Source organism: Streptomyces sp. NPDC002754 (assembly GCF_053592315.1).
In genome coordinates this window covers 1,178,961-1,203,958 of the sequence record NZ_JBSFVM010000001.1, presented here as the reverse complement: position 1 = coordinate 1,203,958, position 24,998 = coordinate 1,178,961, and the positions used below count along the sequence as shown (strand labels likewise).

Genomic DNA, 24,998 nt, shown 5'->3' with positions numbered 1-24,998 from the left:
TAGACGTGACGCTCAGCTTCCCCATCTTCCCCAGCGGGGATGTTTCCAACGATGGCTGGACGGTCGTCGCTTCTACCTACACCAAGGTCTCGGAGGTGCTTCGCGCCTTCGAGGACGACTGCCACGTACGGTCGCCTTCGTACCGTGGCGGTGCCGAGGTCCGGTTCCCGACCGACGTTAGTGATCTTCCCGCTGGGGCGATCATCGACTCGGTCACGGTCCTCATCCGCTTGAAGTCGAACGCGGGTTCCGGTTCGCGTTCGGTGACGATCAACGTGCTGTCGACGGATAACCGTTCGCGCTACACGACGCGGACGATCAGCGCCGGCAGCACTATCACCACCAAGACGGTCGCCACCTACACCAAGGACCCGCTGGGGTACGCGTGGGACGTCGCCCGCCTCAACAAGCTCCGCCTGCGCATGTTTTCGTACAACAACCTGTTCGACAGCGTGCGCATCTACGGCCTGGAAATCCAGGTCAACTACCACACGAAGCCGACGGTGACGGTGTCGTCGCCGTCGGGCACCGTGACGTCCCCGTCGCCGACGATCGCCTGGGCGTACCACCAGCTCGAAGGCGAACCCCAGAAGAGCGCCGTCTACAAGATCTTCGCCCTCACCGACGCCTCGGTGGCGACCTTCGACCCCGAGACTGCTGACCCTACCTTCACCGCCACCATCGTCGGCGAGGCCAACAGCCTCATCCTGCCGACGTCCCTCAATGGCAATGACTACAAGGTCTACGTCAAAGTCGAGTCGCAGTTCGGCGCCTGGTCGTCCTGGGCGTCCAGGCAGTTCACCATCAACGCGCCGTCTCCCGGCGTCCCGGGCGACAACAACGCCGGCCTGTCCGGCGTGCCCGGCGTCGGCACCCCGACCGTCGTCCCCGACAACTACACGTCGTCGGCGGCCATCCGCATGCAGGACACGTCGAACCTGCTGTCCGTGCAGCAGGCCGACTTCGAGATCTACTCCGACCCCCTGGGCTGGAACGGGCAGAACGCCACCCTGACCCGCGACACCGTGAACAGCTTCGGCAACGGTCTCGCCTCGATGAAGATCACGGCGACGAGCGGCGGCGACGCCCTCGCGATCACCGACCGCATCGAGGTCGTGCCCGGCATGGCCGTCACCCTGCGCTCGCAGGTTCTGGCGAACTCGACGTCGAGGACCATGACGCTTCTCGCCCGCTTCTATGACGCCATCTACACAGCCCTGCCGTCATCGACGCAGATCTCGGTGTCTATCGCCGACACGTCGTCGACGTGGACCGAGCTGGTCGCCACCGGCACGATCCCGGACGACGCCCAGTACGGGGAGGTCGTCGCGTGGGTCGCCGGCGCGTCGGCTAGCGAGTCTCATTTCGTCGACCACGTCGGGCTGATGCCCGGCACCGGCACCGCTTGGTCGGACGGCGGCCACGCCTCCAGGAACATGCTCACGAGCTACCTGGCGACCGCCGAAGACCCGGTCTCGGTCGTCGACTCCTGGACGCAGGCCAACGCCGCATCGACGGTGTCTCGCGTGACCTCATCGGGGGTCGGTGGGCAGGGCGCCAGGGCTTTCCAGATGAAGTACGTGGGCGTTGCCCCGTCGATCGGCTACCGGGCCACGGGCACGGTGTTCACGTCTCCGACGTCGGGCACGAACTACACCCTGAACAAGCCGGCTGGCGTCCTGGACAACGACCTGCTGATCGCGTTCGTGACCTCCTCGGAGTTCGGCACGATCACCCCGCCGGAAGGCTGGCAGGCGGTCAACACCGCATCGATCGATGACGGCACGACCGACACGTCGCTGTGGGTACTGAAGCGCACCGCTCTGGCTTCCGATCCGGCGTCGTGGGCGACCGGCACCGTCAGCGTTGCTGCGGTCCGCCGGTCGGCGGTCGTGGTCGCCTACCGCGGGGCCGCTCACGCCGATGACCAGTTCATCGCCGAGTCGGTGACTACGTCGTCGTCTACCAGCACCGTGCTTCAGACAGCGGCGGTCGTGAACACCGACCCGAACGCCTGGCGTGTGTCGGCGTTCGCGGCGAACGAGACGTCGAGCGCCGGCACGTTCATCGCGAACACCACGGCGCCGACCACTCCGTCAGCGATTGCGTACGTCGGGAAAGCGTCGGTCTGGTCCTCCACGAGCAAGAACACCAGCTACACCATCAACAAGCCGTCCGGCGTCTCGTCGGGCGACTTGATGCTGGCTGCGGTGTCGTTCTCCGGCAACGTCACGGCAGTGACCGCCCCGTCGGGCTGGACGCTGGTGCGGCGCACACATGTCACCAACCCGGGAGGCGGCGGCGACGCCCACTCTGGTGATGTGACGGTGGCGATCCTGAAGCGGACCGCCGGCGCGTCGGAGCCGAACTCGTGGACCGGCACGCAGACCGGATGGGGCCAGCCGAAGATCTCCCAGGCTGTCGCCTACCGGAACTGTGAGCTGGCATCCGGCCAGTTCATCGCGGAGAACGTGAAGACATCCACGAACACCGCGAGCGTCGGCACCGCCTCGGTGACCAACACCAACGCCAAGGCGTGGCGGGTCTGCCTCTTCACCGGCACTACCCCTTACGGCAACACCTGGTCGGGTGGTGATGTCTCGGAACGCTCCGATGACACCACCAAGTTCAACAACTTCCCCGACGTGTCCCTTCAGTTCTCCGACTCGAACGGACAGGTCTCCACCGGCGCTACCTCACGCTCGGCCACAATCCAAGGCGGTGACTCGGCCTGGACGGCGGCGGGCTGGATAGGCCTGCTGAAGCCTCTGGCTACCGTGCCCTCTCCCGGCGCCAACGAGACCGAACGCGTCGACAACGGGAACGGTGCGGCAAGCCCGTGGCTGGGCACCGCGGTGTACGACTCGAACGGTGTGATACCGGCCGGCACCACATCGGTGTTCGGCCAGGCTTCGGGGACGACGATCCAGTCCATGGCGTCGTGGATCGGCATCATCAAGCCGGCGGCATCTTTGGCCGGTGGCGAGGTGTCCGCCCACCCCAGCTCGATGATCGATATCGGGGCTGTCGACGACCGGGCCCTGTGGCTGGCCGGTGGCAAGGTCACGATGGTGTCGTCGTTCCAAGGGTCAGCGTCCGGCACACCGAAGCTGACGCTGGAGTTCTACCGGGCCAACACCCTCATCTCGGAGAAGTCGGTCGCCGGCAACGCGTTCGACACCTCGGTGTGGACGAAGTCCTGGGGACAGTTCGACATCCCCGCGGGCACCACGAGGATCCGCCCTGTGGTGAGTGCTCTCGGCATGAGCATCAACGACACAGTCAAGTTCGACATGGTCGGCGTCATGCTGGGTGCCCTCGCCGACCCGAACCAGGAGCCGGCCTGGACGAACGGAACATCGCGGGCCGAGCACACCGTGTGGTCGACGCCGGTGATCCAGTACCAGGAGAACAACGGCAACGGATACGGCGAATGGCTACCGCTGCTCGGCCAGAACATCCTGCCGTCGCAGTACGACCTCGTGACGGGCCAGATGTTCTACGTCGACCACACCATCGCGCCTCTGAATTCGAGGCGCTACCGGGTCGCCACCCTGTCGTACGGACTCAACGGCGACGTCTTCTCGTCGGGCTACGGTCCGCCGTCCCAAGAGGTCATCTTCGAGCCGAACTCGTGGTGGCTGAAGGATCTGCAAGACCTGTCGAACAACATGCAGATCACCGTCAAGTGGAACGACATGGACGTCACCACATCCAACACCGCGCAGTTCTTCCAGCCCCTGGGCGAGCGGTATCCGGTGGTGGTGACCGACGGCGTCAAGTCGGACATGGTGCCCATCGAAATCCACTGCGAACAGGCCGAGTTCCCACAGTTGATGGCCCTGCTCAGGTCCGGCCGGACGCTCATCCTCCAATCCGACATCGACAAGACGTGGTGGGTGCGACCGGTCGGAGACATCGAGACGAAGATCCTCGCCACGTCTCAGCGGCAGTCGCGGCCTCGCCGCTACGTCAAGGTCACCTTCGCGGAGGTGGCACCAGAGGTCTAAACGCCCTGCGGGCGGCCGACCAGGCGTCCCTGGTCGGCCGCTAGTTGTCGTGCGACCGACTCTGCCAGGCGTAGTCGGCCGAGCCTCGCGAGACCGCCGTCCCAAGGTCCGGGGGCTCGTCTAGGTGCACGGCTATTGCGGCCAGCCCACGGTCTCGGCTCGCTCACCAGCCTTGCACAAATGCCGCGCCCGACTTCAGGGATCTGGCATTTCTAACGGAATAGGAGTGCGGCCTGTGGCCTCGCAGACTGACCGCTTCTACGCGGAAATACGCAAGAGCCACACGGCTGTCTCCTACGTCGAAGTTGTCACTCCGGACCTCGAAGTCACCAGGCTCCAGATCACGGACGGTTCGGTCGACTGCGACCGTTCCGCTCAGATCCGGCGACACATCACACTCAGCGCGGTCGATCCCACCGGCCGCCTGACACCCCGCACCACGGGCGAGATCCTCACCCCGTACGGCACGGAGATCCGCGCATTTCGCGGAGTCGTCTACTCCGACGGGACTGCGGAACTCGCCCCGCTGGGCGTCTTTCGGCTGTCTATGTGCACCATCACGGCCGGCGTCATGGGCACGGTCACGATCCAACTCGAAGGCTTCGACCGTTCCCGCACCATCAGCCGAGACAAGTTCCTGGAGCCGTACACCATCGCGGCCGGAGCCAACCTGCTGGACGCAATCAAGCAGATCGTCATAAGGACGTTCCCCGACGCCGAGTACGACGCCGTCGACACAGACCTCACGGTCACGGCACCGATGCTCTTCGACTCCGGCTCAGACCCTTGGGATGCGTGCACTCAGCTCGCTCAGTCCATGGGCTGCGAAATCTACTTCGATGTCCTGGGGCGCATCGTCATCGCCCCTCCCCCAGACATCGCCGCAATGCCGGCCCCTGACTTCTCGTACATCGAGGGTCAGAGCTGCACGATGCTCGACCTCACCCGCGTCTTCACCGATGACCCTGGCTACAACGGGGTGATCGTGACCGGCGAATCCGCCGGCGACGAGGCGCCACCGGTGCGCGCCGAGGCCTGGGACATGAACCCCAGCTCGCCGACGTACCGGTACGGGCCCTACGGCGAAGTGCCGTACTTCGTCACCGACTCGGTCGTGAAGACGACCGACGACGCCGCAGTCCTGGCCGCCTCTCAACTCGCGCTGATCATCGGCTACACGGCGCAGCTCAGCCTCAGCACGCTCGTCAATCCGAGCTTCGAAGGCGGCGACGTCATCGAGGTGAAGCGCGTCGAGTCCGGTGTCGACGGCCTGTACGTGCTGGACGCCTTCAGCGTGCCCCTGATGACCGGCCAGACGTCCGGGGGCGGCACTAACTACCAGACGTTGACGATGCGCGAGAGGAGGCCCACGACGTGAGCACCCCCGCCGAAGGTGGCGGCAGCAGCGGATCTGGCAACCTCTCTGGCGACCAGGTAGTAGCCGTGCAGGCAGCCATCGACCAGCAGCTCCGCGAGCTGGCCACCACGATGAACCAGATGGTCCAGAAGGCCGTCTCGCAGGGCTTCGCCATCCGCAAGGCCATCATCACGTCAGTCAACGCCCTGTCGACACCACCCTCGGTGGAGCTGAACATCTCGGGTGACACCGAGTCCCCGGTGGACCAAGTCCGCATGGTCAACAACTTCAACCCCCAGGTCGGCCAGACGGTCCTCCTTGCCAAGCAGGGGTCGGAGATATTCATCCTTGGTGCCATCGCTGCGTCGTCCGGCAAGGCCGTCGGCCCTGTCGACACCGGCTGGAAGCGAGCCACCCTCGCCGCGGGCTCCCACAACGGCAACAGCAACGGCGACGTCTACTACCGGCGCGTGCTGGACAACGGGTCTTGGAAGATGCAGTGGCGCGGGGGCTGGAACGTGTCCGGAACCACGATGATCACGGGCCTGGACCAGGAGTACCGGCCGTCGTCGAAGCGGACGATCGATGTTCCGCGTGACGCGGGTGGCGGCTCGAACGTCGCCAAGATCGACTTCAACTCGGACGGGACGGCCGTCCTGGTCGGCGGAACAACAAGCCCCGGCTCCACCGGCGGCCAGACCACGTCGGGGTCTTCACCGGGCGGCAGTACGTCGAGCGCCAACGTCACCATCAGCATCGGTGTCTCGGGCACGACCAGTAACTCGTCGACCGGCACCAACCACACGCACACGTTCTCCGACACCGACTCCGGCTCGGACAGCCACTCCCACAGCGTGTCCGTCAACAACCACACGCACCAGAACGGCAATCACAGCCACCCGGTGGACTCCCCAACGTGGGTGTCCCTGAACAAATGTGAGTACTTCCTGTGAGCCAGGATCACACCCCGCCTCAAGGGATCAGCAACCTCAACATGCTTTCGTCGCCCGACTATCTGGTCGTCGTCGACCGCCTAGCGCGCATAGAGGTGAAGCTCGACGAAATCCGTCGCGACCGCGCCGACCACGAGTCCCGCATCAGGACCCTCGAACGCTGGAAGTACACGCTTCCCGCGACGTTCATAACTGCCGTCATTTCAGCGGTAGTCACCGTCTACGCCCAGGTCAAGTAACCGGGCACTTCCCCTACACCCGCTAGGAGACCACCACCAAAAGGAAGTTCACCCGCATTCGGAATGAGGTAGGAAGAATGAGCAAGGGACGGCACGCGAAGCCCGCGCCGCCTACAGCCACGCAGCGGATAGCCCTCGGTGCCACCGTCCTCGTAGGAGGATCGCTCGTCCCTGCCGCTCTCGCCGGCACGGCGAACGCGGCTACAGCTTCGGAGTGGGACAAGGTCGCCCAGTGCGAGTCCACGGGCAATTGGGCAATCAACACAGGCAACGGCTTCTACGGCGGCCTTCAGTTCACCCAGTCGACGTGGGCGGCGTTTGGAGGCACGGCCTACGCGTCACGCGCAGACCTCGCTACCAAGGCCCAGCAGATAGCCATCGCAGAGAAGGTGCTCGCCGGACAGGGCAAGGGCGCCTGGCCCGTCTGCGGTGTCGGTCTGTCACGCACGCCGTACGTCGGCGGTACGGCGTCAACGCCGAAGCCTCCGGCGCAGGTGCAGCCGTCGACGCCGGCCGCGCCGAAGGCTACTGCTGTCACCAGCAACACCCCGGCGGTCGGCTCGAAGGCATACCTGGCGATCCAGTACGCCAAGTCGAAGATCAACGGCCAGCCGTATCTGTACGGCGGCAACGGCCCCACCAGGTTCGACTGCTCAGGCCTCACGTCGCAGGCCTGGAAGGCTGCGGGCGTCGACTTCACTCAGTCGGCACGCGACAGCTTCGCCCAGGAAGACCTGCCGCGGTACGTCAAGGGAGCCACCTACCAGACACGGGCCACGATCAAGCCCGGCGACCTGGTCGCTTTCAACAACTTCGCCGGCGGTCACGTCGCTCTGTACGTCGGCCCCATCGGGCCGAACGGCGAAGACCTCATCGACACCGCGTCGCGCCACGTAAACGGCGGCGTCGGCTGGTCCACGCTCGCCACCCGGGGCTCGACCCCGACGGGCATCGTGCGTCCCGCCCCGTTCGTGCCGGCCACCGGCTCTACCGGTGGCGGTAACACGGGTACCGGCAACACCGGCGGCACCTCGTATCCCGAGGGCGGCAAGACGTACACCGTCAAGGCCGGCGACTACCTCTCCAAGATCGCGAAGGATCAGGGAGTACGGGGCGGCTGGAAGGCCCTGTACGAGGCGAACAAGAGCGTCATCGGCTCCGACCCGAACCGGCTCAAGGTCGGACAGAAGCTCGTGATCCCGAACCCCGACCCGTACGACTCCACCGGCCTGCCCACCCCGAACCACTCCAGCCCCTCCGCAGTCGAACTGCAAAAAGAGCTGAAGCGGACCGGCTACATGGACAACTCGGTGAAGGAGAACGCGAACTACGGACCGCTCACCCAGGCCGCCGTCGCAAAGTTCCACAACGATCACACCGAGTTCCGCTTCACCGGATCCACTCACGACGTTGTGATCGGCCCCCGCGGCTGGGCCTACCTGATGTCCATGGGCGACTCGAAGTAGCCCAGCGCACAACAACTAAAGAAGGAAGTGATGTTGATGTTGTCGCCCGCCGACATCGACCAGAAGCAATTCACCGCCACCCGGTTCAAGGAAGGCTACGACCAGGAAGAGGTCGACGGCTTCCTCGACCAGGTGGCGGCGGCGTACAAGGCCGTCCAGCAGCAGCTTGCAACTGCCCGGGAACGGACGGCGGCACTGGAGCGGACGGCTGTCGCGTACCAAGAGGCTCCGACGCAGGTGTTCACGGCGGTGCCGGCGACACCGTCGGCGGAGGGCCTGTTGCGGATGGCACAGGAGACCGCAGACAAGCACATCGCCGACGCGAAGGTGCAGGCCGATACGCACATCACGCAGGCCCAGTCGAAGGCTGACGATCTCGTCCGTCAGGCGGGAGGCCGGGCGGCGCGGACCATCGCCGAAGCCGACGAAGCGGCGAAGAAGATCGTCGAAGACGCCACGGCGAAGGCCGAACGGATCATCAACGACGGCTACGCGGAGCAGCGGCAGAAGCTCGATGACGTGACGGCGAAGCATGGCCAGATGACGACGGCTCTGGAGGCGGCGACCCGTCAGGGGCAGCAGCTCCGCAACGCGTTGCAGCAGGTTCTTCAGACGTACGACCAGTCGGTTCCGTCTCAGTGATCGACGCTGTTGTGGGCTTTCCACAAATGCCGGTGCGGGAGCGCGAAGCGTGACCGCCCTCGCGCGCGTACTGGGGTTTACCTACTTAGACGAGTGGTGCTGTTTCGCCTAGGGCGGCGGACGACTATCGGTTCGATCGGAGGGGATCCTGGTCGGTTTTCCGACCGGGCTTCCGGCGCCCCTCCGCGCTTCGCGCTGCGGGCCTGAGCTGGGGGTTTGAACGTGCAGCCGACGACGCTGCCGAACCCCAAATGCAGTTTAAGAAGGCAAATTTTCCGCAGTCAATAGCGGAAGTAAACAAAGACAAACAACTGAATAGCGAGACCCGTAATGGTGAAGGACGCCACCGCGAAGGCGACCGACGGCCCTGAGGAATTCAACCCTCCGGCCGACTGGAATCCGCCTACCCCGCCGACCGACCCCAACGAAGAGGAACTGCTCGCCGAAGCGTTCGGTGAGCCCGTCGGCGGCATCTACGCCCCGCACATTCCGGCGGTGACCGGATGAGCGTTGAGGGCATGATCGCCGCAGCCGAGAAGACCCTCGGCCTGGGCGAGACCAACGGCAACAACATCAACTACGTCACCCGCTGGTACGGGATGAACGGCCAGCCTTGGTGCAACATGGCCGTCACCTACTGGGCGTTCCAGTCCGGTAACCAGAAGGCTGTCACCTTCGGCGGCAAGTACGCGTACACCGTCGCCCACGCGCAGGCCTTCAAGGACCGCGGGCAGTGGCACACCGACATCGCCGGGATCCGCCGCGGCGACATCGTGTTCTTCGACTGGCAGGGCTCGAACTCGATCGGTGCCATCGACCATGTCGGCATCGTCACCGGCACCTCGGCTGATGGCCGGACCGTTTACACGATCGAGGGCAACATCGGGAACGTGTGTGCCCGCAAGGTGCGCTACTCCGACACGATCGCCGGCTACGGCCGCCCCTCCTACACCGGCAGCTCGACGTCGGCCCCGGCCCCGTCCAACACCCCGGTCACGGGCTCTGACGGCGCCAAGTACCAGGCGTTCCCCGGCACAGCCTGGTTCAAGAAGGCCCCCAGGTCTCCCGTCGTGGAGCGGATGGGGCAGCGGCTCGTAGCCAACGGTTGCAGTCGCTACAGCGTCGGTCCAGGCCCTCAGTGGACCAACGCCGACAAGAACTCGTACGCCGCCTGGCAGCGGAAGTGCGGGTACAGCGGCTCGGACGCCGATGGGTGGCCGGGCAAGACCACGTGGGACAAGCTCAAGGTCCCGCGGTAAGGGAAAGGATCAACAACTCAACATGGTGAAGCTCAGTGGCATGGCCAAGGCCATCGTCGCCGCCCTCGCGGCTGCGGCAGGCACTCTGGCCGCCGTCACCGCCGACGGCTCTGTTTCCACCGGTGACGTTGTCACCGTCGTCCTCTCTGTCCTCGGTGCTCTCGGCGTCACGTACGTCGTACCCAACAAGGACTGACCTAGGGATGTGATCCGGTCTCGCGCCGGGTCGCGCCCGGCAGAACTGTGCCCCCTGTTTGTTCGCTGTACGGCTTAGAAACCGTACAGCGAACAAACAGGGGGCCCTTTTTGCGTTCGTAGGTCAACCACACGATCACTCTGTCCACCGCGAGGGGGATTCGCGGGCGGGTAGGCGAACCCAGAGCTACCTCGCGTCGTTTCATGGGGTGGAGAGAGCGAACGGGGGCTTCACTGGCCGCCTGCGCCTGGCGAGTGAGGCATTGGATGCACACCCTCCTTGTGTTGGCTCTCTGGCTCCGCTGCGTCTCCTCGAACTGGGCGCAGCGGAGCCCCTGCCGTACGGGGGGCGACGGCAGGGGCTCACTCAACGGACTGTACCCCTCAGAGCATCTCTCTCATGCCGTCGATGACCTGCTGGATCGTGGGCCGGTCGGCGAGGTTGTAACTGAGCATGCGCTCGACCAGCTCCCCCAGCGGCCCGTCGATGTTCACCGGCCGCCGGCTGCCTTCGACGATGGCCTTGCGCTGCACGACCCGCGGGGCGTCGTCGGGGTAGATGACGGCCCGCCGGCTGCGGGCGGCCATCAGCAAGCTTGCGCCGAGGCCATAGACGTCGCTGGCCTGGGTTGGTGACGCTTCCCCTTCTTCGAGTACCTGTCTCGATAGTTCGGGGGCCTCGTAGTGCACGAGGCAGCCGCGGTGGGGGAAGTCGACCTCGTCGGGGATGGGTTTGCCCTGCGCCAGGGCGAGGTCGATCAGGTGGGTGCGCGTGGGGCCGATCAGGAAGTGCATCGGCTGCACGTCACCGTGCGCCCAGCCTTGGGCGTGGAGGCCGGCGAGGGCGCTTGCGCACTCCAGGGCCGTCACCACGCTGGGTACCGTGCCATCCACGCGGTGCCCCTCCCAAAGCTGTTGCAGGTCGGGGCCTTCGTGCCACGGCTGGATGCACCATGTGCCCTTCTCCCACGTGCCGCTGGGTACCGGGGCGTCCAGGTGGTGGAGAACGGCGGCTTCCCGGCCAGGCGCGAGCGCAGTCCAGGGCCGGTCAGCGTGTTCGTCGGTCGCGGGGCTGGCGTGGCCCAGCTTGACCGCGTAGCGCGCTGTGTCCGTCCGGACGTCCCACACCATCGAGGCCCGCCGGTTGGCGACCCGCTTGGCCTCGATGATCGGCGGGAGCGCGTTCGTGATCTGGTCGGGAAGCTGCTTCACCGAGGGACCTTTCAGTTGCCGTAGTCGCGACCGTCGTCCGAGTCGCACTGGGCGAGATTCTCGCCATTGACGGTCCACAGTTCGTCGAAGACGCGGAAGCCGGCGGCCTTCATGGCGTGGGCCGAGGCGGCGACCTTCTCGGGTGCGCGACCGCCTCCACCGGGCTTCGGGTTGTGGTGCAGGAATCGGCCGGCGTACTTGTCGCACAGCTCGGCGTACTCCTTGGTGTGGAGGATGAAGGCGTGCAGGCCCTTATCGACGTCGTCCGAGGGCATCATCGGCACGGTGGCGGTGGCCGCGGTGGCGACGAAGGCCAAGGCCTGGTCGGCGATCATCTCAGCTCGGGTGCGGGTCTCCTGCTCGTGGAGGACCACGAAGTGGGCGATGCTGTCGAACAGCTCCTCGCCGGCGATGGAACGTCCGGTGTTCAGATCACGCATCAGGTCTGTCATGGGGGGAGTTCACGTCCTGTCGGTCGATCGGGTGCGCCTTGCCGCAGTGAAGGGCAACGCGTTGGTGCCTCGGCGGCGCAGGGGCGGGGAGATGGACAGCCCGCGCCGCCGAGGAGTTCAGGGGGTGCGGACGACGATGGTGTACAGCAGAATGCCTATGACGGAGCCCCAGGTCAGGAGCGCCACCACGCCGCCCCAGAACGTTCCGTCGCTGGTGACCTTCCAGCCGCGTAACCTCACCGGTGGCACTTCTCGACCATCCGTGTGGTGGCTTGCCAGGCCTTGAGGTCTTGCTCGCTTGCTGGACGGCAGTGGTGGTCGTCGGCCTTCCACGAGTACCCAGACGGCCTCGCAAGGGTCAGCAGCTTCTGCTCGGGGTCGACACCCGTGACCTTCGCGATCTGTCCGCGACTGTCGTCGCGGACAATGTCCCCGACCGCGTTGAGTAGCACCTTGTCCGTCGGCTTCGTCGTCATGGTTGTAGTGTCGACCGGTGACAGAGAGTCAGCTAGGGGCATTCGAGGGGTCAAGTACGACCCATAGAAGGGGCGTTGAGGGTGCATGATTGAGGGCATGAGCATCGGGCGCCTGATCTATGACCTGCGGAAAGCCCAAGGATGGTCCCAGTCACGCCTGGCCGAAGAGATCAACGAGCCGTTCGGGACTAACTTGGAACGGGGATACGTTCGCAAGTGGGAGAACGACAAAGTCACCCCCGGGCCGTTCTACCTCCGGTGCCTCTCGGCCGTCCTCGACGTGCCCCTAGCTGCCCTTGAGAGTGAAGTGAAGCGACGTACGTTCCTCACCGATGCCGCAGGAGCTGTAATAGCCCCAGCAGTCGCGTCCGACCTCCTACTCAGAGGCTTCGACGCCAGACTCGCGGGCGGCCCCAGCACTGATACCTGGGAAGGCAAGCTTGCCGCCTACGGCACGGACTACATGAGCATGGGTGCAGCAGACATCCAACGCCGCGTCTCAGGCGAGCTGGTCATCGTCCAGCAGCAGCTCGACAAACCCCAATTGTGGTCCGTGGCCTCCCGGCTGATGACGTTGTACGGCAAGACCTTCCCGGGCTCTGACGGCTCGAAGGCCGTTCACTGGTACCGCATGGCGGCACAAGCGGCCGACCAGTCCGGTGACGATGCCGCACGGGTCTGGGTCCGCGGCAGAGCCGCTATTGCCCTCGGCTACGAAGGCGCATCCCTGGGGGTTGCCAACATTCTCGGCGACCAGGCCCTCGCCATCGGCAAGGACAGGCCGAGCCTGGGGCTTCTCAACGCGATCTACGGCAAAGCTCACTCCGCCGCGATCAGGGGTGACAGAGCCATGGCGCTCGAACTGGACACCCAGGGACGCCGCATCTTCGATCGGTCCGGTTCGTACGAGCAGACCTCGGACTACGCGGTCCCGTACTGGCGGTTGAACGTGTTCCGGTCTCTGTTGCTCGCGCGGCTCGGCGACGAGAAGGGCGCCATCGAGGCCCAGGAAGCTGCCCGGACCGAGCTACCTGAAGAGCTGCCGAGGTTTGCCACCCACCTGGAACTGCACCGCGGACTGATGCTCGCACGGTCTGGGGATCGCACTGGCGGCATCAGCTACGCCCAGTCGGCGATGGATGCCCTGCCACCCGAGAAGCACTCGCTGACGCTACGCATGCTGATGGACGAGATCAGTCGGTGACATAAGTAAGCCCCCGTGCCGGGTTCAGGTCCCGGCGTGGGGGATTGCTGCTGCCCAGGGGCGTCTCATTTGATCCCTTCGGTGCTGACATCGAACAGCTTCTTACCGGTGTCGTCGTTGAAGTGCAGCTCGCCGGGCTGGGTGTTCGGGATGACCAGGACGGTGGCGCCTTCCTTGTGCTCCCCAGGCTCCAGGGTTGTCGTCCCGGACAGGTCGTCTGGGACGCGCTTGTCGTCGGCGAGGTAGCCGATCTCCACGTTGGACACCTTGCCGTCATCGCCGGTCCAGGTGATCGATCCGGTGTATGGCGTCATGCTGATCGCGCGCCCACCGGTGTTGTCGATCTTGAGGGTGACGACGGCCAGCTCCTGGCTCGCCGTGAGGTCACTCTTCACGACTACGTTGGAGACGTCGTCTTCGCTGTACTCCTTGACCGACTTCAGGGTGACGTCCGCAGAGCCCTTCGATGTGGTCTGGTAGTCGTCGCTGTATTCGTTCGTCTTGACGTGTGCGGTCTGGCCGACCTTGAGGGTCGGCGGCCCTTCGTCCGCTACAGCGACCACGTGGTCCCCGCCGGCGTCGTTGCTATTGCCGCTGGAGCCGCACGCTGCCGCTCCGCCGATGACGGCGACCACTACTCCGGCTGCCGCTATGTACTTCTTCATCGCATGCCTCCAACTACTGGTGCGATGGTGGCGATAACTCGGCCGCCGTTGCCGGGAGTTGGCAGGTGGACGACGGAGATCTTGGCGTCGAAAAGCTCGCCCTTCTGGTTAGTCATCGGGGTGGTGATGGTGGCGCCCGGCTCGATCTTCCGGACGCCGCCGGCCTTGGGCTGGCAGAGGGCGCGGAGTTCGCGTCCAGTGAGTTCTTCTTCGTCCCAGCCGATTGCGTCGGTGTGGTCGGCGGAGAGGATGATGCCGCGGTCGTCGAGGGCGACGATGCAGGTGTCTGTGAGGGCGTTCGTCGTCAGGGTGACGGCGGATGCCAGACCGGCCTGGAACACCGTGGTGATGGTTTTAGTGAGCTTCATTCTGCCGAGGCTGAGACTGGCCGCGATGGCGACTCCTACCGTCAGGATCGCGATAGAAGAAAGGTGCTGGTTGAGCACATCAAGCGCTCTTAGCAAAACCAGCACGGCGGTAACCAGCCAGGCGGTGAGAGCTGTCGCCATGGTGACCCGGTACCGGTTTTCATCAGCGGTTAGGATCGCCAGCGGATTCGTCATCTTGAATCCTCCTATCTAGCGTGTTCAACAGTGCCTCTTTATCTGCGTCTGTCAAGCCAGTGATTCGCATGATCTGGGCTTCGACAGCAGCTTGCCGGCCTGTTTCTACTGGCAGGGGGAGCGCTTCAACGCCGGCTTCTACCGGCGTCATATGGCCGGCTGTAACCGATAGGCGTAGCCCGTTGACGCCCAGGAACGAGGCCAGTCGCATCGTGGTCTCCAGGGATGGACGGCCCTTGCCGTTGCGCCACTTACTGACGGCGGCTTCGCTGACGCCCAGGGCTCGGGATAGGTCTCCGCCCGAGATGTCGTCGTTGGCCATCTTCCTGTTGAGCCACTCCGCGAGGTACTCCCGGTCTTCTTTGGTCATGATCTGGTCCTTTTCGAGGGCGTAAGGACTGCGGTTGATCCCCGTTGGCGGCGCCTCTCCCGGAACCGGGTGTCCGAGCCTGACTACCGCTGGAGCGGTAGCTCCTTATATGTCCCAATTGTCGACCCCCCTACCCACAGGTCAAGGGTTACGGCCGCGTCAATTTTTCCGGCACCACCAACTCCCCACCCCTCGCACGGGTTACCCGCCGGTAAAGAATCTCCTGACGGCCCCTCTGCTGCTCCAGTGGGTTACCTACGGGTAAGAAGATCTTCAGACTATTCTTACCTTGGGGGTTGAAAACAGGTTAAATCGGGCGCATGCTCTTAACCAGACGGAACGGGGCAACCCGGTAGAAACCGGAAACCTCACCGTTCGGGACATGTGGAACCCCAATGGCGGTCAGTACCAACCCGGCACAGCGCGGACTTCGCCTCCACCGACAGGGCACCGACCCTCCCCAAGCAAACGGCAGCGACGGAGTAGTAGCGCGCCCCCTGGAGGCAACGCGTGATGGTCCTCGTGAAAACGATCAACCCGAGGTTGAGGGCCGACTGGCTCTTACCCTCACTCTCACTCTCGTGGGGGCCGGGACGTCACATCCCGGCCCCCACGAGAACACCCAACACTTCCGGTGCCTGCGATCAATGACCCGGGACCCAGGAGATCCTCCTTAGGCTTACCGCCCAGGTCCAGATTCAACGGCGAGACAGCAGGCACCGGATGCATTTCCTACCCATCCCCATGGCGGCGCGCCCCACCCGACGGCAACGGCGTGACCTTCGGATCACGAGCCAAGAAAACCTGCCCCCTCAGCAGGCGGTCACGCGCGAGCACCTCGGCATCGAGCCCCAGATACCTTTCGGTTGTCGCCGCCTGCATGTGCCCAAGCCAAACCATCACCACGCGAAGCGCGTGGTCGTGACTCATTTCCTCGCGCAGCCTGTCAAAAAGTAGCCGAGCAACCGACCGGCGAATAACATGCCACGCCTCGCCGCGCTCGATCACAATCCCGCTAGAATCAAGAACTTCCTTGAACTGGCCAGCCGCCCAGTTGTACTGCGGCATCCTTGTCCAGTCATAGTCCCAGACTCCAAATCCAATCCTCTTCTTGCCTGGAAAGAGAAAGAGTTCTGGGTCCTGCAACTTAACCCGCACCAAATAGCGACGGAGTTCACCTTCCAGGTCCGCCGTTACAGGTATTGCGTCATACCTGCCGGTCTTCTTGATCCACACATGGATGACGCCAGACTGGAGGTCGATATGCCTGACTTGAATCTTTCGAATGTCAGATATTCGAAGTGCAGTCTGCATCGCAAGCGCGATCATCATTCGCACGACGGGGTCTTCGGCCTGCTCCAGCAGCAGGAGTAGTTGATCCTGCGTGAGGCGAGTTTTGGGCTTACCTGGTCTCCCCCTCTCTCGGAACACCGGACCGGGAACGGTGATGCCGCGCTTTCTCCAGTCTCGCGAGATCCCGTAGTTGAAAAACGACTTCAGCGCGGATCGAACGCCCGAGGCTGTGTTCGTGGACTTACCGACGACGACGCCGATGTCCCCGTACAGGAACTCGGCGAGATCGCTCCCCGTGATCCCAGCGAACTGGCGGCCCGGGAAGGCCTTGGTCAGTCGCTTGATGACACTTCCGTACTGCTCCCACGTGCCACGTGGGACTCCTGCGTCCTTCATGGCTTGCAGGTACAAGCAGTAGGCCTCGTGGAGGCTGGGGTTAAGTGATCTTGTGGGTTGCCTTCGCATGATGACGCGCCTTCTCACGGACACCCGTAAACGCCATTCTACGTTTTGAGTGCCAACCTGGACAAAAGCACCCACGCTATGCAGATCGTGCAAGGCGTCTTCTACTCGATGCGCTACGAGATCCCCGCCATGCAGGCCGCGGGCAACGGCGGCGCCATCGTGAACGTCGCCTCGATCCTCGGTTCGGTCGGCTTCGCCGGCTCCCCCGCGTACGTCGCCGCGAAGCACGGCGTGGTCGGCCTGACGAAGACGGCCGCGGCCGAGTACGCCGCGAAGGGCATCCGCGTCAACGCGGTGGGCCCGGGCTTCATCGAGACCCCGCTCCTCAAGGAGATGGACAAGGCCGCCCACGACGGGCTCGTCGGGCTGCACCCGGCCGGCCGCCTGGGCACGTCCGAGGAGGTCGCCGAGCTGATCGTGTTCCTGCTCTCGGACCGCGCCTCGTTCATCGCGGGCAGCTACCACCTCGTGGATGGCGCATACACGGCGGTCTGACCCGCCGCGCCGCATACGCCACTTGTGTCACACCTCCACTCATGGAACGGTTCCCGAGGGGTACGGGCAGGGGACCCGGACCGTCCCGATGTGGAGGGCGCGGCGAACGCACATGGCAGGACAGGCACGCGAGTCGTACTTCGACAACGTCAAATTCCTGACGATCGTCCTCGTGGCCTGCGGGCACGCGTGGGAGCCGCTGACCTACGGCTCCCACGCGGTGACGGCGGTGTACCTCACCGTCTACGCCTTCCACATGCCGGCGTTCGCGCTGGTGTCGGGCTATTTCTCGCGCAGCTTCGACATGGCCCCGCACCGCCTGCGGCGCCTGGTGACCGGGGTCGTCGTGCCCTACCTCGTCTTCGAGGTGGGGTACACGCTGTTCTACCGGTGGGCGCAGGACGATCCGGGATATCCGATCAGCCTGCTGGACCCCTGGTATCTGATGTGGTTCCTGGTGGCCATGTTTGTCTGGCGGCTCTCGACACCGCTGTGGCTGCGGTTGCGCCATCCCGTGCTCGTGTCGCTGGCCGTGGGTACGGCCATGTCGATGTGGCCGGGCGCGGGCGGGGACCTGGCGCTCCAGCGGGTGCTGCAGTTCCTGCCGTTCTTCGTGGCGGGTCTGGTGCTGCGGCCCGAGCACTTCGCGCGGCTGCGGACGTGGCGCGTGCGGTGGGTGGCGCTGGGCGTCGCGGGCGCGGCCCTGCTCGCCGCGTACTGGGTGGCGCCGTGGTTCGACGCGGGTTGGTTCTACCACCGGGGCAGCGTCCAGGGTCGGGGCGTGCCCGGGTGGGCGGGTCTGTTCGCGACGCCCGCCCTGTTCGTTCTCGCGCTGGTGCTGAGCGCGTGCTTCCTGGCGTGGGTGCCGGGCCGCAGGCTGTGGTTCACGGCCCTCGGCACCGGGACGATCTACGCATATCTGCTGCACGGCTTCGTCATCAAGTCCTCCCGGTTCTGGGGCTGGTACGACCACCCGTGGCTGCACAGCCCGCTCGGTGAGCTGGCCGTGACGGCGGCGGCGGTCACCCTCATCACCGCGCTGTGCACGGAACCGGTGCGGCGGGTGTTCCGTTACGTCGTCGAGCCCCGGATGGACTGGGCGTTCCGGCGGCCGACAGAGCGACGGCCCCTGCCCGAACAGGCGACTGCCCGCGAGAGGGTCACCTCCGGCGGCGGCTGACGGTCTGCGCGGAGGCGAGCAGCTGGTGCATGCGCTCGGTGAGCGAACCCAGGTCGTCGGCCGGCCGGTGGAAGGCGAGGCGCACGTCGGCCTGGCCGCGCATCCGCTCCAGACGCAGCGTCAGGCCGTGCCGGTCGACGGCGAGCGGCTGGACCCGGACGACGCCGTGCAGGCTGTCCGGCGCGATGAGCCGGGTGAGCTGTTCGACGGCCTCGGGGTGGGCGTCGGCGAGATGGGTGAGCAGGCGGGGCTCGGCGAGTGCGAGCGGGTCGGGCGCGGTGGCGGCGAATTCGTCGAGGTCGACGCCGGTGCGGCCGGACCGGGTCTGCAGGACCGCCCGTTCGGGCCGCAGCACCAACTCCTCACCGCGCGGCAGCAGCTCGCCCGAAAGCCATACCCGTGCGCGCACCCGGTCGCGTACCGGGACGGGCGCCGCGTCGGCGAACTCCAGGAGCGTGGTGGGCCGTCCGTGCGGCGAGCAGAGCACGGCGGCGGCCAGCACACTGTCGGGCGGTGGCGTGATGCGCACCGTCCCGTCCTCGTCGACGCGGTGTGCGCCGACGAGGTCGTCCTGCCCCACATCGGTGGTGACGCCGCAGGTCCATGCGGCGGCGAGCACGGAGCGTGCGTGGGCCGCCGTGCTGGGCACGGCGGCAGCGATCTGTCGGACACCCATCCCGAACCTCCATTAGGTAAGCCTTGCCTAACTTAACCGAGATGATCGATGGCGGTCCACCCCACGCCCGCTCCGTCTTCCTGTGTCGCCCGGTGCCATGAGCGGCGCGGTGCGGTTGACTCGACAGGTGTCCAGATTCCTCGTGTTCCTCGTCGCCGTCGCCGGAGCGGCCGCCGCCCTGGCCCTGTCGCTCCTGCTCTCCTCGTGGTGGTGGTTCGCCGCCGCCCCACTCCTCGCCCTGGCGGCGCTTGGCGTGTGGGATCTGGCCCAGTCGCGCCACTCCGTGCTGCGCAACTATCCGGTCCTCGGGCATCTGCGCTTCCTGATGGAGGCCCTGCGCCCCGAAATGCAGCAGTACTTCGTCGAGCGCAATTACGACGGCCGGCCCTACGACCGGGACGTGCGCAGCATCGTCTACGAGCGGGCGAAGCAGCAGGAGGCCGAGGAGCCGTTCGGCACCGAACGCGACGTGTACGCCTCGGGGCACGAGTTCCTGGTGCCGTCGATGCGTCCGGTCGACCCGCCCGAGCGGCCGACCACCGTCCGCGTCGGCGGCCCCGACTGCACCCGGCCGTACGACATGGCGCTGCTCAACGTATCGGCGATGAGCTTCGGCGCTCTGTCCAGCAACGCGATCCGCGCGCTCAACAAGGGCGCGGCCCTCGGCGGCTTCGCGCACGACACCGGAGAGGGCGGCCTGTCCGACCACCATCTGACGCACGGTGGCGACCTGGTGTGGGAGATCGGCACCGGCTACTTCGGCTGCCGCACGCGCGAAGGCCGTTTCGACCGCGCCGAGTTCGCCGACAAGGTGGCGCACGAGCACGTCAAGTGCGTCTCCCTGAAGCTGTCGCAGGGGGCGAAGCCGGGCATCGGCGGCGTCCTGCCGGGCGGCAAGGTCAACGCGGAGATCGCACGCGTACGGGACGTGCCGGAGGGCGAGACCGTGGTGTCGCCGCCCTACCACCGCGAGTTCGGTACCCCACGCCAAATGGTGCTGTTCCTCGCCGAGTTGCGGCAACTCGCGGGTGGCAAGCCCGTCGGCTTCAAGCTGTGCCTGGGCTCGCGTACGCAGTTCCTCGCCGTGTGCAAGGCGATGGTCGCCGAGGGCGTTACGCCGGACTTCGTGATCGTGGACGGCTCGGAGGGCGGCACGGGCGCGGCGCCACTGGAGTTCGCCGACCACCTCGGCACCCCGCTCACCGAGGGGCTGATCACGGTCCACAACGCGCTCGTCGGCACAGGGCTGCGCGACACCGTCCGGGTCGGGGCGAGCGGCAAGGTCGCCACCGGCACCGACATCGTCAAGCGGCTCCTCCAGGGCGCCGACTTCACGAACGCGGCGCGCGCCATGATGTTCGCGGTCGGCTGCATCCAGGCCCAGCGCTGCCACACGAACACCTGCCCAGTCGGGGTCACGACGCAGGATCCGCGCCGCGTGCGCGCCCTGGACGTCGACGACAAGGCCGAGCGCGTACGCCACTACCAAGAGGCGACCGTGCGCGGCGCGGGGCAGATCATGGCGGCGATGGGTGTGCGGGATCCGCGCGAGCTGCGCCCGGACCAGCTCATGCGTCGCAACACGGCGGACGTGCCGGTCTCCTACGCGCACCTCCACGACTGGCTGGAACCGGGCCAGTTGACCGGGCAGCCGCCCGCGACCTGGGCGGCGGACTGGGCAGCCGCGGATCCCGACCGCTTCTGAATGCCACCCTCCCCCGCGTGCGCCATCGAACAGCGCCAACTCCACGCGAACGAGGGGTGAATATGCCAACCGCCCACGCGGCGCGACCCAGGGCTGCATCATGCCGACATGGACGGTAGTACTGCGCTCCTACGGGAGCTCTTCACACCGGATGAGTACGCCGCGGTACGCAGTCATGCGGACCATCTGGGCGTGACATTGGTCGAGTACGTACGCTCCTCAGCTGCAGAACGGGCCCTGGAGCGGCTCCATTTGACGCGGGCCCTGGAAGCCCGAGCACCGCATCTGGGCGCCTTGCCGATACCACAGGTGGAGCGCTCCCCTTGTGCCGAAGGGGGCTCCTCGCCCGCCATCGACCGGTTCTTCGACACCCTGGCCCACCCGCACCCCACGGAAAGCGGCTGACACGGCCTGAACCGGCCGGCGCGGGGCACTCGGTGCACAGGAGCAGAAGTGGTGTAGGGCCGCGGAACGGCGGGCAGGGGACCGTAACCGATGGGCGAGCCGCGCACCATCCGCCAGGAGAGGAAGTGGTCGTCATGCGTGCGTCGAGGGGCGCCGAGCGGCGTGCCGCGCGCGTGGAATTCCTGATGCCGCAGGGTTCGGGCGCCGCCCGGTGGGCCCGCCGGCTGACCCGTGGATTTCTCGCCGGACGTGCGGGCGAGGGGATGACGGACGCCGAGCTGGTGGTGTCGGAGCTGGTCGCCAACGCCACGGAGGCACAAAGCAACAGCTGCCGGATGAGCCTGTGCCTGCACTCCGGCGAGCTGACCGTGGCGGTGCACGACGACGCGCCCGGCGTCCCCCGCTTGGCGCCGGAGTCGCGGACGGCCGAGTCGGGCCGGGGTATCGCGCTGGTCCAGGCGCTCGCCCGCCGCTGGAGCGTGCGGGCCGACCCGCGGGGCGGCAAGACGGTGCTTGCGGTGCTGACCACCTGCTGAACCACGCTCCGGCGGGGGCGACGGTCGAGCCGCCCCGGCCGGGACCCGGGCTCAGTGTCCGCGCGCGATCCATTCGTCGAGGTTCGGTGCTTCCGCGCCGATCGTCGTGCTGTCACCGTGTCCGGTGCGTACGACGGTCTCGGCCGGCAGTGTGAGCAGCCGGTCCTTGATCGACTCCACGATGGTCGGGAAGTCGCTGAAGGTCCGCCCGGTGGCACCGGGACCGCCCTGGAAGAGGGTGTCCCCGGTGAACACGGTGCCGAGCGCGGGAGCGTACAGACTGACCGCGCCGTGGCAGTGCCCCGGCGTGTGCAGCACCGTCAACTCCACGCCCGCGACACCGATCTTCTGACCGTCCGCCAGCTCGCCGTCCGGCGCGCGGTCCGGGTGCGTGCGCTTCCACAGCTCGGTGTCGGCCGGGTGCAGCAGGATCGGCGCGCCGGTGCGCGCGGCGAGCGCGGGCGCGGCGTCGATGTGGTCGTCGTGGGCGTGGGTGCACACGATCGCGACGAGCCGCCGCTCGCCGACGGCCTCGGCGATGGCGTCGGCGTCGTGGGCGGCGTCGATGACGATCGCCTCACGGTCGTCCCCGACGATCCACACATTGTTGTCGACGTCCCACGTGCCCCCGTCGAGGGAGAACGTGCCGGAGGTCACCAGATGGTCCACGCGTGCCGTGTTCCCGGTCATCAGAACACCACCACCGAACGCAGCACGTCGCCGTGGTGCATCCGCTCGAACGCCTTCTCCACGTCGTCCAGGGCGATCGTCTCGGTCACGAACGCGTCGAGGTCGAGGCGTCCCTGCAGATACAGGTCGATGAGCATCGGGAAGTCGCGCGAGGGCAGGCAGTCGCCGTACCAGGACGACTTGAGCGCGCCGCCGCGCCCGAACACGTCGAGCAGCGGCAGTTCGAGCTTCATCTCCGGCGTCGGCACGCCGACGAGGACGACCGTCCCCGCCAGGTCGCGCGCATAGAAGGCCTGCTCGTACGTCTCCGGGCGGCCGACGGCCTCGATGACGACATCGGCGCCGAAGCCGCCCGTCAGCTGGCGCACGGCCTCGATCGCTTCGGTGGAGCGGGAGTTGACGGTGTGGGTGGCGCCGAGCTCCCGCGCGGTGGCGAGCTTCGCGTCGTCGATGTCGACGGCGATGATCTTCGCGGCGCCGGCGAGCCGGGCGCCGACGACGGAGGCGTTGCCCACGCCGCCGCAGCCGATCACGGCGACGGAGTCGCCGCGGCCCACGTTGCCCGTGTTGATCGCGGCACCAAGACCGGCCATCACACCGCAGCCCAGAAGGCCCGCGGCGGCCGGAGAGGCGGCCGGGTCCACCTTGGTGCACTGCCCGGCGGCCACGAGGGTCTTCTCCGCGAAGGCCCCGATGCCCAGCGCGGGCGACAGCTCGGTGCCGTCGGCCAGGGTCATCTTCTGCTTCGCGTTGTGGGTGTTGAAGCAGTACTGGGAGCGCCCGCGACGGCAGGCACGACACTGCCCGCACACCGCACGCCAGTTGAGAATCACGAAGTCACCGGGGGCGACCTCGCTCACCCCGTCACCCACCGATTCGACGACACCGGCCGCCTCGTGACCGAGCAGGAACGGGAACTCGTCGTTGATCCCGCCCTCCCGGTAGTGCAGATCGGTGTGGCAGACCCCGCACGCCTGGATCTTCACGACGGCCTCGCCCGGACCCGGGTCCGGCACCGTGATCGTCGCGATCTCCACAGGGGCCCCCTTGGCCCGCGCGATCACGCCCTGCACCTGCTGTGCCATGACGGTCAGCCCTCTTTCTCAGTCGCGGCAACTTCACGCTTTGTTACCCGCCCATCCTCGCTCACCGGTGGAGCGGTGAACAGCACCGGTGCCCAGGTCGGGGCGCTCTACTGTGTTCCCGTGCGCGTTCGAACCCAGGCTGCGGCCACCCTCCTGCCCGTCAACGGAACTCTCGTGGCGGTGCTCGTCGTTCTCCTCGTGATCGCGGCGGCGGTGACGGCGGTGTACCGCCTCTCCCCGGACGGGTCGCGCCGCCGGGCCCGCGACATCGCGATCGCCGGGGTCCGGGCGGCGGTCCAGCTGGCCGTGGTGTCGCTCCTGATCGGCTGGGTGGTGCGCCACGAAACGGCGCTGCTGGCCTTCCTGCTGCTCATGCTGGCGGTGGCCGCGCGTACGGCGGGCCGCCGCCTCACCCCGAACCGGACGTGGGTCTGGGCGGCCCTGCCGATCGCGGCGCCGGTGATTCCGCTCGTGGCCTCGCTCATCGCCTGCGGCCTCCTGCCCCTCCGTGGCATCGCCGTGATCCCGGTGGCCGGCATCCTGATCGGCGGCGCGCTCACGGCGACCGTGTTGGCGGGGCGCCGCGCCCTCGACGAGCTGACCGCGCGCAAGGGCGAGGTGGAGGCGTGCCTGGCGCTCGGCCTGCTCCCCCACGAGGCCCGCCTCGAGATCGCCCGCCCCGCCGCCTCCGACGCGCTCCTCCCGGGTCTCGACCAGACGCGGACGGTAGGTCTGGTGACGCTCCCGGGCGCCTTCGTGGGCATGCTCCTGGGCGGGGCGTCACCGGTGACGGCCGGGGCGGTGCAACTCTTCGTCCTGGTGGCGCTGATGGCCGTACAGGCGATCGCGGTGGCGACGACGGTGGAGCTGGTGGCGCGGGGGCGGCTCAGTCGTCCATGACGGCGAGGAGGCCGGAGAGGACGCGCAGGCAGGTCTCGACGTCGTCCTCCGTGAGCTCCCCGTCGACGCCCCGCAGGGTTTCCCGCTCGCGGTCGAGCACGGCGCCGATGACGGTGCGCCCCTCCTCGGTCAGCCGGATCAGGGAGGACCTCTTGTGGGCGGGGTTGGGTGCGGTCTCGACGAGTCCGCGGGCGGCGGCGTCGTTCACCATCCGCTGCACGAACTGTCGGCTCAGCGCCTGGAACCGCCCCATCTGAGGAACCGTCATGGGGCCCCGCCCGTGCAGCATGCTGAGCACGGCCCGCACGCCCACCGACAGCCCTTCGGCCGCGACGTCCCGCTCGACTCTGACGTACGCGCGCCGGTACAGCGGCCCCACGAGGTCGAACACCTCGGAGAGCCGGTCGGCCACGTCTGCGGACACCGGACTGCGCCCTGTCTTGTCGCTAGCAGGCTTGTCACTCACCTCGCCATCATGACACCCAAGTTGTCATTCTGCTTGTAA

26 protein-coding genes and 2 pseudogenes are annotated in these 24,998 nt (G+C 66.7%); 16 read left to right on the top strand and 12 right to left on the bottom strand.

Annotated elements, in window-relative coordinates:
* Window positions 1-5 precede the first annotated feature (5 nt).
* The 10 genes and pseudogenes from ACWD2L_RS05810 to ACWD2L_RS05765 all read left to right on the top strand — a co-directional run bounded on the left by ACWD2L_RS05810 (window position 6) and on the right by ACWD2L_RS05765 (window position 10,122).
* Window positions 6-4,010, top strand: coding sequence for a hypothetical protein (locus tag ACWD2L_RS05810; protein ID WP_451187331.1), 4,005 nt, complete (start codon window positions 6-8; stop codon window positions 4,008-4,010).
* A 235-nt stretch (window positions 4,011-4,245) separates the two neighbouring features.
* On the top strand, window positions 4,246-5,388 hold the full coding sequence (locus tag ACWD2L_RS05805; protein ID WP_451187328.1) for a DUF5047 domain-containing protein: 1,143 nt from the start codon (window positions 4,246-4,248) through the stop codon (window positions 5,386-5,388).
* Entirely contained in the window at window positions 5,385-6,320 is a 936-nt protein-coding gene (locus ACWD2L_RS05800) for a hypothetical protein (protein ID WP_451187325.1), read from the top strand. Before ACWD2L_RS05805 ends, ACWD2L_RS05800 begins: the two co-directional genes overlap by 4 nt.
* Window positions 6,321-6,361: 41 nt before the next feature.
* Window positions 6,362-6,559, top strand: a complete 198-nt coding sequence (locus ACWD2L_RS05795; RefSeq protein ID WP_451187322.1) for a hypothetical protein — start codon at window positions 6,362-6,364, stop codon at window positions 6,557-6,559.
* Between the two features lie 77 nt (window positions 6,560-6,636).
* A pseudogene (locus ACWD2L_RS05790) lies at window positions 6,637-7,083 on the top strand (transglycosylase family protein); the annotation flags it as partial.
* Between the two features lie 48 nt (window positions 7,084-7,131).
* The gene (locus ACWD2L_RS05785) at window positions 7,132-8,025 is read left to right on the top strand and encodes an NlpC/P60 family protein (protein ID WP_451187743.1); all 894 of its coding nucleotides are present in this window, start codon (window positions 7,132-7,134) and stop codon (window positions 8,023-8,025) included.
* 30 nt (window positions 8,026-8,055) lie between these two features.
* On the top strand, window positions 8,056-8,667 hold the full coding sequence (locus tag ACWD2L_RS05780; RefSeq protein ID WP_451187319.1) for a DivIVA domain-containing protein: 612 nt from the start codon (window positions 8,056-8,058) through the stop codon (window positions 8,665-8,667).
* A gap of 330 nt (window positions 8,668-8,997) precedes the next feature.
* Window positions 8,998-9,174 carry a hypothetical protein gene (locus tag ACWD2L_RS05775; protein ID WP_451187316.1) on the top strand — a complete coding sequence of 59 codons (177 nt, stop codon included), beginning with the start codon at window positions 8,998-9,000 and terminating at the stop codon, window positions 9,172-9,174.
* Between the two features lie 11 nt (window positions 9,175-9,185).
* Entirely contained in the window at window positions 9,186-9,926 is a 741-nt protein-coding gene (locus ACWD2L_RS05770; RefSeq protein ID WP_451187313.1) for a peptidoglycan-binding protein, read from the top strand.
* 22 nt (window positions 9,927-9,948) lie between these two features.
* A complete protein-coding gene (locus ACWD2L_RS05765) occupies window positions 9,949-10,122 on the top strand; it encodes a hypothetical protein (RefSeq protein WP_451187310.1) in 174 nt (57 codons plus the stop codon).
* A gap of 383 nt (window positions 10,123-10,505) precedes the next feature.
* On the opposite strand, the gene ACWD2L_RS05760 is transcribed toward ACWD2L_RS05765, so the two are convergent.
* From ACWD2L_RS05760 to ACWD2L_RS05745, 4 genes are all read right to left on the bottom strand, one after another.
* Window positions 10,506-11,333, bottom strand: coding sequence for a protein kinase (locus tag ACWD2L_RS05760; protein ID WP_451187307.1), 828 nt, complete (start codon window positions 11,331-11,333; stop codon window positions 10,506-10,508).
* Between the two features lie 11 nt (window positions 11,334-11,344).
* Window positions 11,345-11,785, bottom strand: coding sequence for a hypothetical protein (locus ACWD2L_RS05755; RefSeq protein ID WP_451187304.1), 441 nt, complete (start codon window positions 11,783-11,785; stop codon window positions 11,345-11,347).
* A 117-nt stretch (window positions 11,786-11,902) separates the two neighbouring features.
* A complete protein-coding gene (locus ACWD2L_RS05750) occupies window positions 11,903-12,025 on the bottom strand; it encodes a hypothetical protein (RefSeq protein WP_451187301.1) in 123 nt (40 codons plus the stop codon).
* Window positions 12,022-12,261: a hypothetical protein gene (locus ACWD2L_RS05745; protein WP_451187298.1), complete on the bottom strand. Its 240-nt coding sequence runs from the start codon at window positions 12,259-12,261 to the stop codon at window positions 12,022-12,024. Before ACWD2L_RS05745 ends, ACWD2L_RS05750 begins: the two co-directional genes overlap by 4 nt.
* A 97-nt stretch (window positions 12,262-12,358) precedes the next feature.
* On the opposite strand from ACWD2L_RS05745, the gene ACWD2L_RS05740 reads away from it, so the two are divergent.
* Window positions 12,359-13,465, top strand: coding sequence for a helix-turn-helix domain-containing protein (locus ACWD2L_RS05740; RefSeq protein WP_451187295.1), 1,107 nt, complete (start codon window positions 12,359-12,361; stop codon window positions 13,463-13,465).
* A 65-nt stretch (window positions 13,466-13,530) separates the two neighbouring features.
* On the opposite strand, the gene ACWD2L_RS05735 is transcribed toward ACWD2L_RS05740, so the two are convergent.
* The 4 genes from ACWD2L_RS05735 to ACWD2L_RS05720 all read right to left on the bottom strand — a co-directional run bounded on the left by ACWD2L_RS05735 (window position 13,531) and on the right by ACWD2L_RS05720 (window position 16,752).
* Complete coding sequence (locus tag ACWD2L_RS05735) at window positions 13,531-14,130, bottom strand: hypothetical protein (protein ID WP_451187292.1); 600 nt, start codon at window positions 14,128-14,130, stop codon at window positions 13,531-13,533.
* Complete coding sequence (locus tag ACWD2L_RS05730; protein WP_451187289.1) at window positions 14,127-14,693, bottom strand: hypothetical protein; 567 nt, start codon at window positions 14,691-14,693, stop codon at window positions 14,127-14,129. Before ACWD2L_RS05730 ends, ACWD2L_RS05735 begins: the two co-directional genes overlap by 4 nt.
* A complete protein-coding gene (locus tag ACWD2L_RS05725; protein ID WP_451187286.1) occupies window positions 14,662-15,063 on the bottom strand; it encodes a helix-turn-helix domain-containing protein in 402 nt (133 codons plus the stop codon). Before ACWD2L_RS05725 ends, ACWD2L_RS05730 begins: the two co-directional genes overlap by 32 nt.
* Window positions 15,064-15,795: 732 nt before the next feature.
* Window positions 15,796-16,752, bottom strand: coding sequence for a tyrosine-type recombinase/integrase (locus ACWD2L_RS05720; RefSeq protein WP_451187283.1), 957 nt, complete (start codon window positions 16,750-16,752; stop codon window positions 15,796-15,798).
* A gap of 156 nt (window positions 16,753-16,908) precedes the next feature.
* Here ACWD2L_RS05720 and ACWD2L_RS05715 point away from each other — a divergent pair.
* Both ACWD2L_RS05715 and ACWD2L_RS05710 read left to right on the top strand, forming a co-directional pair.
* Window positions 16,909-17,316, top strand: a pseudogene (locus tag ACWD2L_RS05715) (SDR family NAD(P)-dependent oxidoreductase); the annotation flags it as partial.
* Between the two features lie 112 nt (window positions 17,317-17,428).
* On the top strand, window positions 17,429-18,496 hold the full coding sequence (locus ACWD2L_RS05710; protein ID WP_351331453.1) for an acyltransferase family protein: 1,068 nt from the start codon (window positions 17,429-17,431) through the stop codon (window positions 18,494-18,496).
* Here the strand turns inward: ACWD2L_RS05710 and ACWD2L_RS05705 are convergent.
* Window positions 18,477-19,172 carry a DUF2470 domain-containing protein gene (locus tag ACWD2L_RS05705; protein WP_351331452.1) on the bottom strand — a complete coding sequence of 232 codons (696 nt, stop codon included), beginning with the start codon at window positions 19,170-19,172 and terminating at the stop codon, window positions 18,477-18,479. The genes ACWD2L_RS05710 and ACWD2L_RS05705 overlap by 20 nt on opposite strands.
* Before the next feature lie 127 nt (window positions 19,173-19,299).
* On the opposite strand from ACWD2L_RS05705, the gene ACWD2L_RS05700 reads away from it, so the two are divergent.
* Window positions 19,300-20,877, top strand: a complete 1,578-nt coding sequence (locus ACWD2L_RS05700) for an FMN-binding glutamate synthase family protein (protein WP_351331451.1) — start codon at window positions 19,300-19,302, stop codon at window positions 20,875-20,877.
* A 539-nt stretch (window positions 20,878-21,416) separates the two neighbouring features.
* Window positions 21,417-21,818 carry an ATP-binding protein gene (locus ACWD2L_RS05695; protein ID WP_351331449.1) on the top strand — a complete coding sequence of 134 codons (402 nt, stop codon included), beginning with the start codon at window positions 21,417-21,419 and terminating at the stop codon, window positions 21,816-21,818.
* 51 nt (window positions 21,819-21,869) lie between these two features.
* On the opposite strand, the gene ACWD2L_RS05690 is transcribed toward ACWD2L_RS05695, so the two are convergent.
* Window positions 21,870-22,508, bottom strand: a complete 639-nt coding sequence (locus ACWD2L_RS05690) for an MBL fold metallo-hydrolase (RefSeq protein WP_351331448.1) — start codon at window positions 22,506-22,508, stop codon at window positions 21,870-21,872.
* Window positions 22,508-23,593, bottom strand: a complete 1,086-nt coding sequence (locus ACWD2L_RS05685; protein WP_351331447.1) for an S-(hydroxymethyl)mycothiol dehydrogenase — start codon at window positions 23,591-23,593, stop codon at window positions 22,508-22,510. Before ACWD2L_RS05685 ends, ACWD2L_RS05690 begins: the two co-directional genes overlap by 1 nt.
* Window positions 23,594-23,713: 120 nt before the next feature.
* On the opposite strand from ACWD2L_RS05685, the gene ACWD2L_RS05680 reads away from it, so the two are divergent.
* Window positions 23,714-24,493 carry an ABC transporter permease gene (locus tag ACWD2L_RS05680; protein WP_351331446.1) on the top strand — a complete coding sequence of 260 codons (780 nt, stop codon included), beginning with the start codon at window positions 23,714-23,716 and terminating at the stop codon, window positions 24,491-24,493.
* Here ACWD2L_RS05680 and ACWD2L_RS05675 read toward each other — a convergent pair.
* Entirely contained in the window at window positions 24,480-24,917 is a 438-nt protein-coding gene (locus ACWD2L_RS05675) for a MarR family winged helix-turn-helix transcriptional regulator (protein WP_351331445.1), read from the bottom strand. The genes ACWD2L_RS05680 and ACWD2L_RS05675 overlap by 14 nt on opposite strands.
* Window positions 24,918-24,998 lie beyond the last annotated feature (81 nt).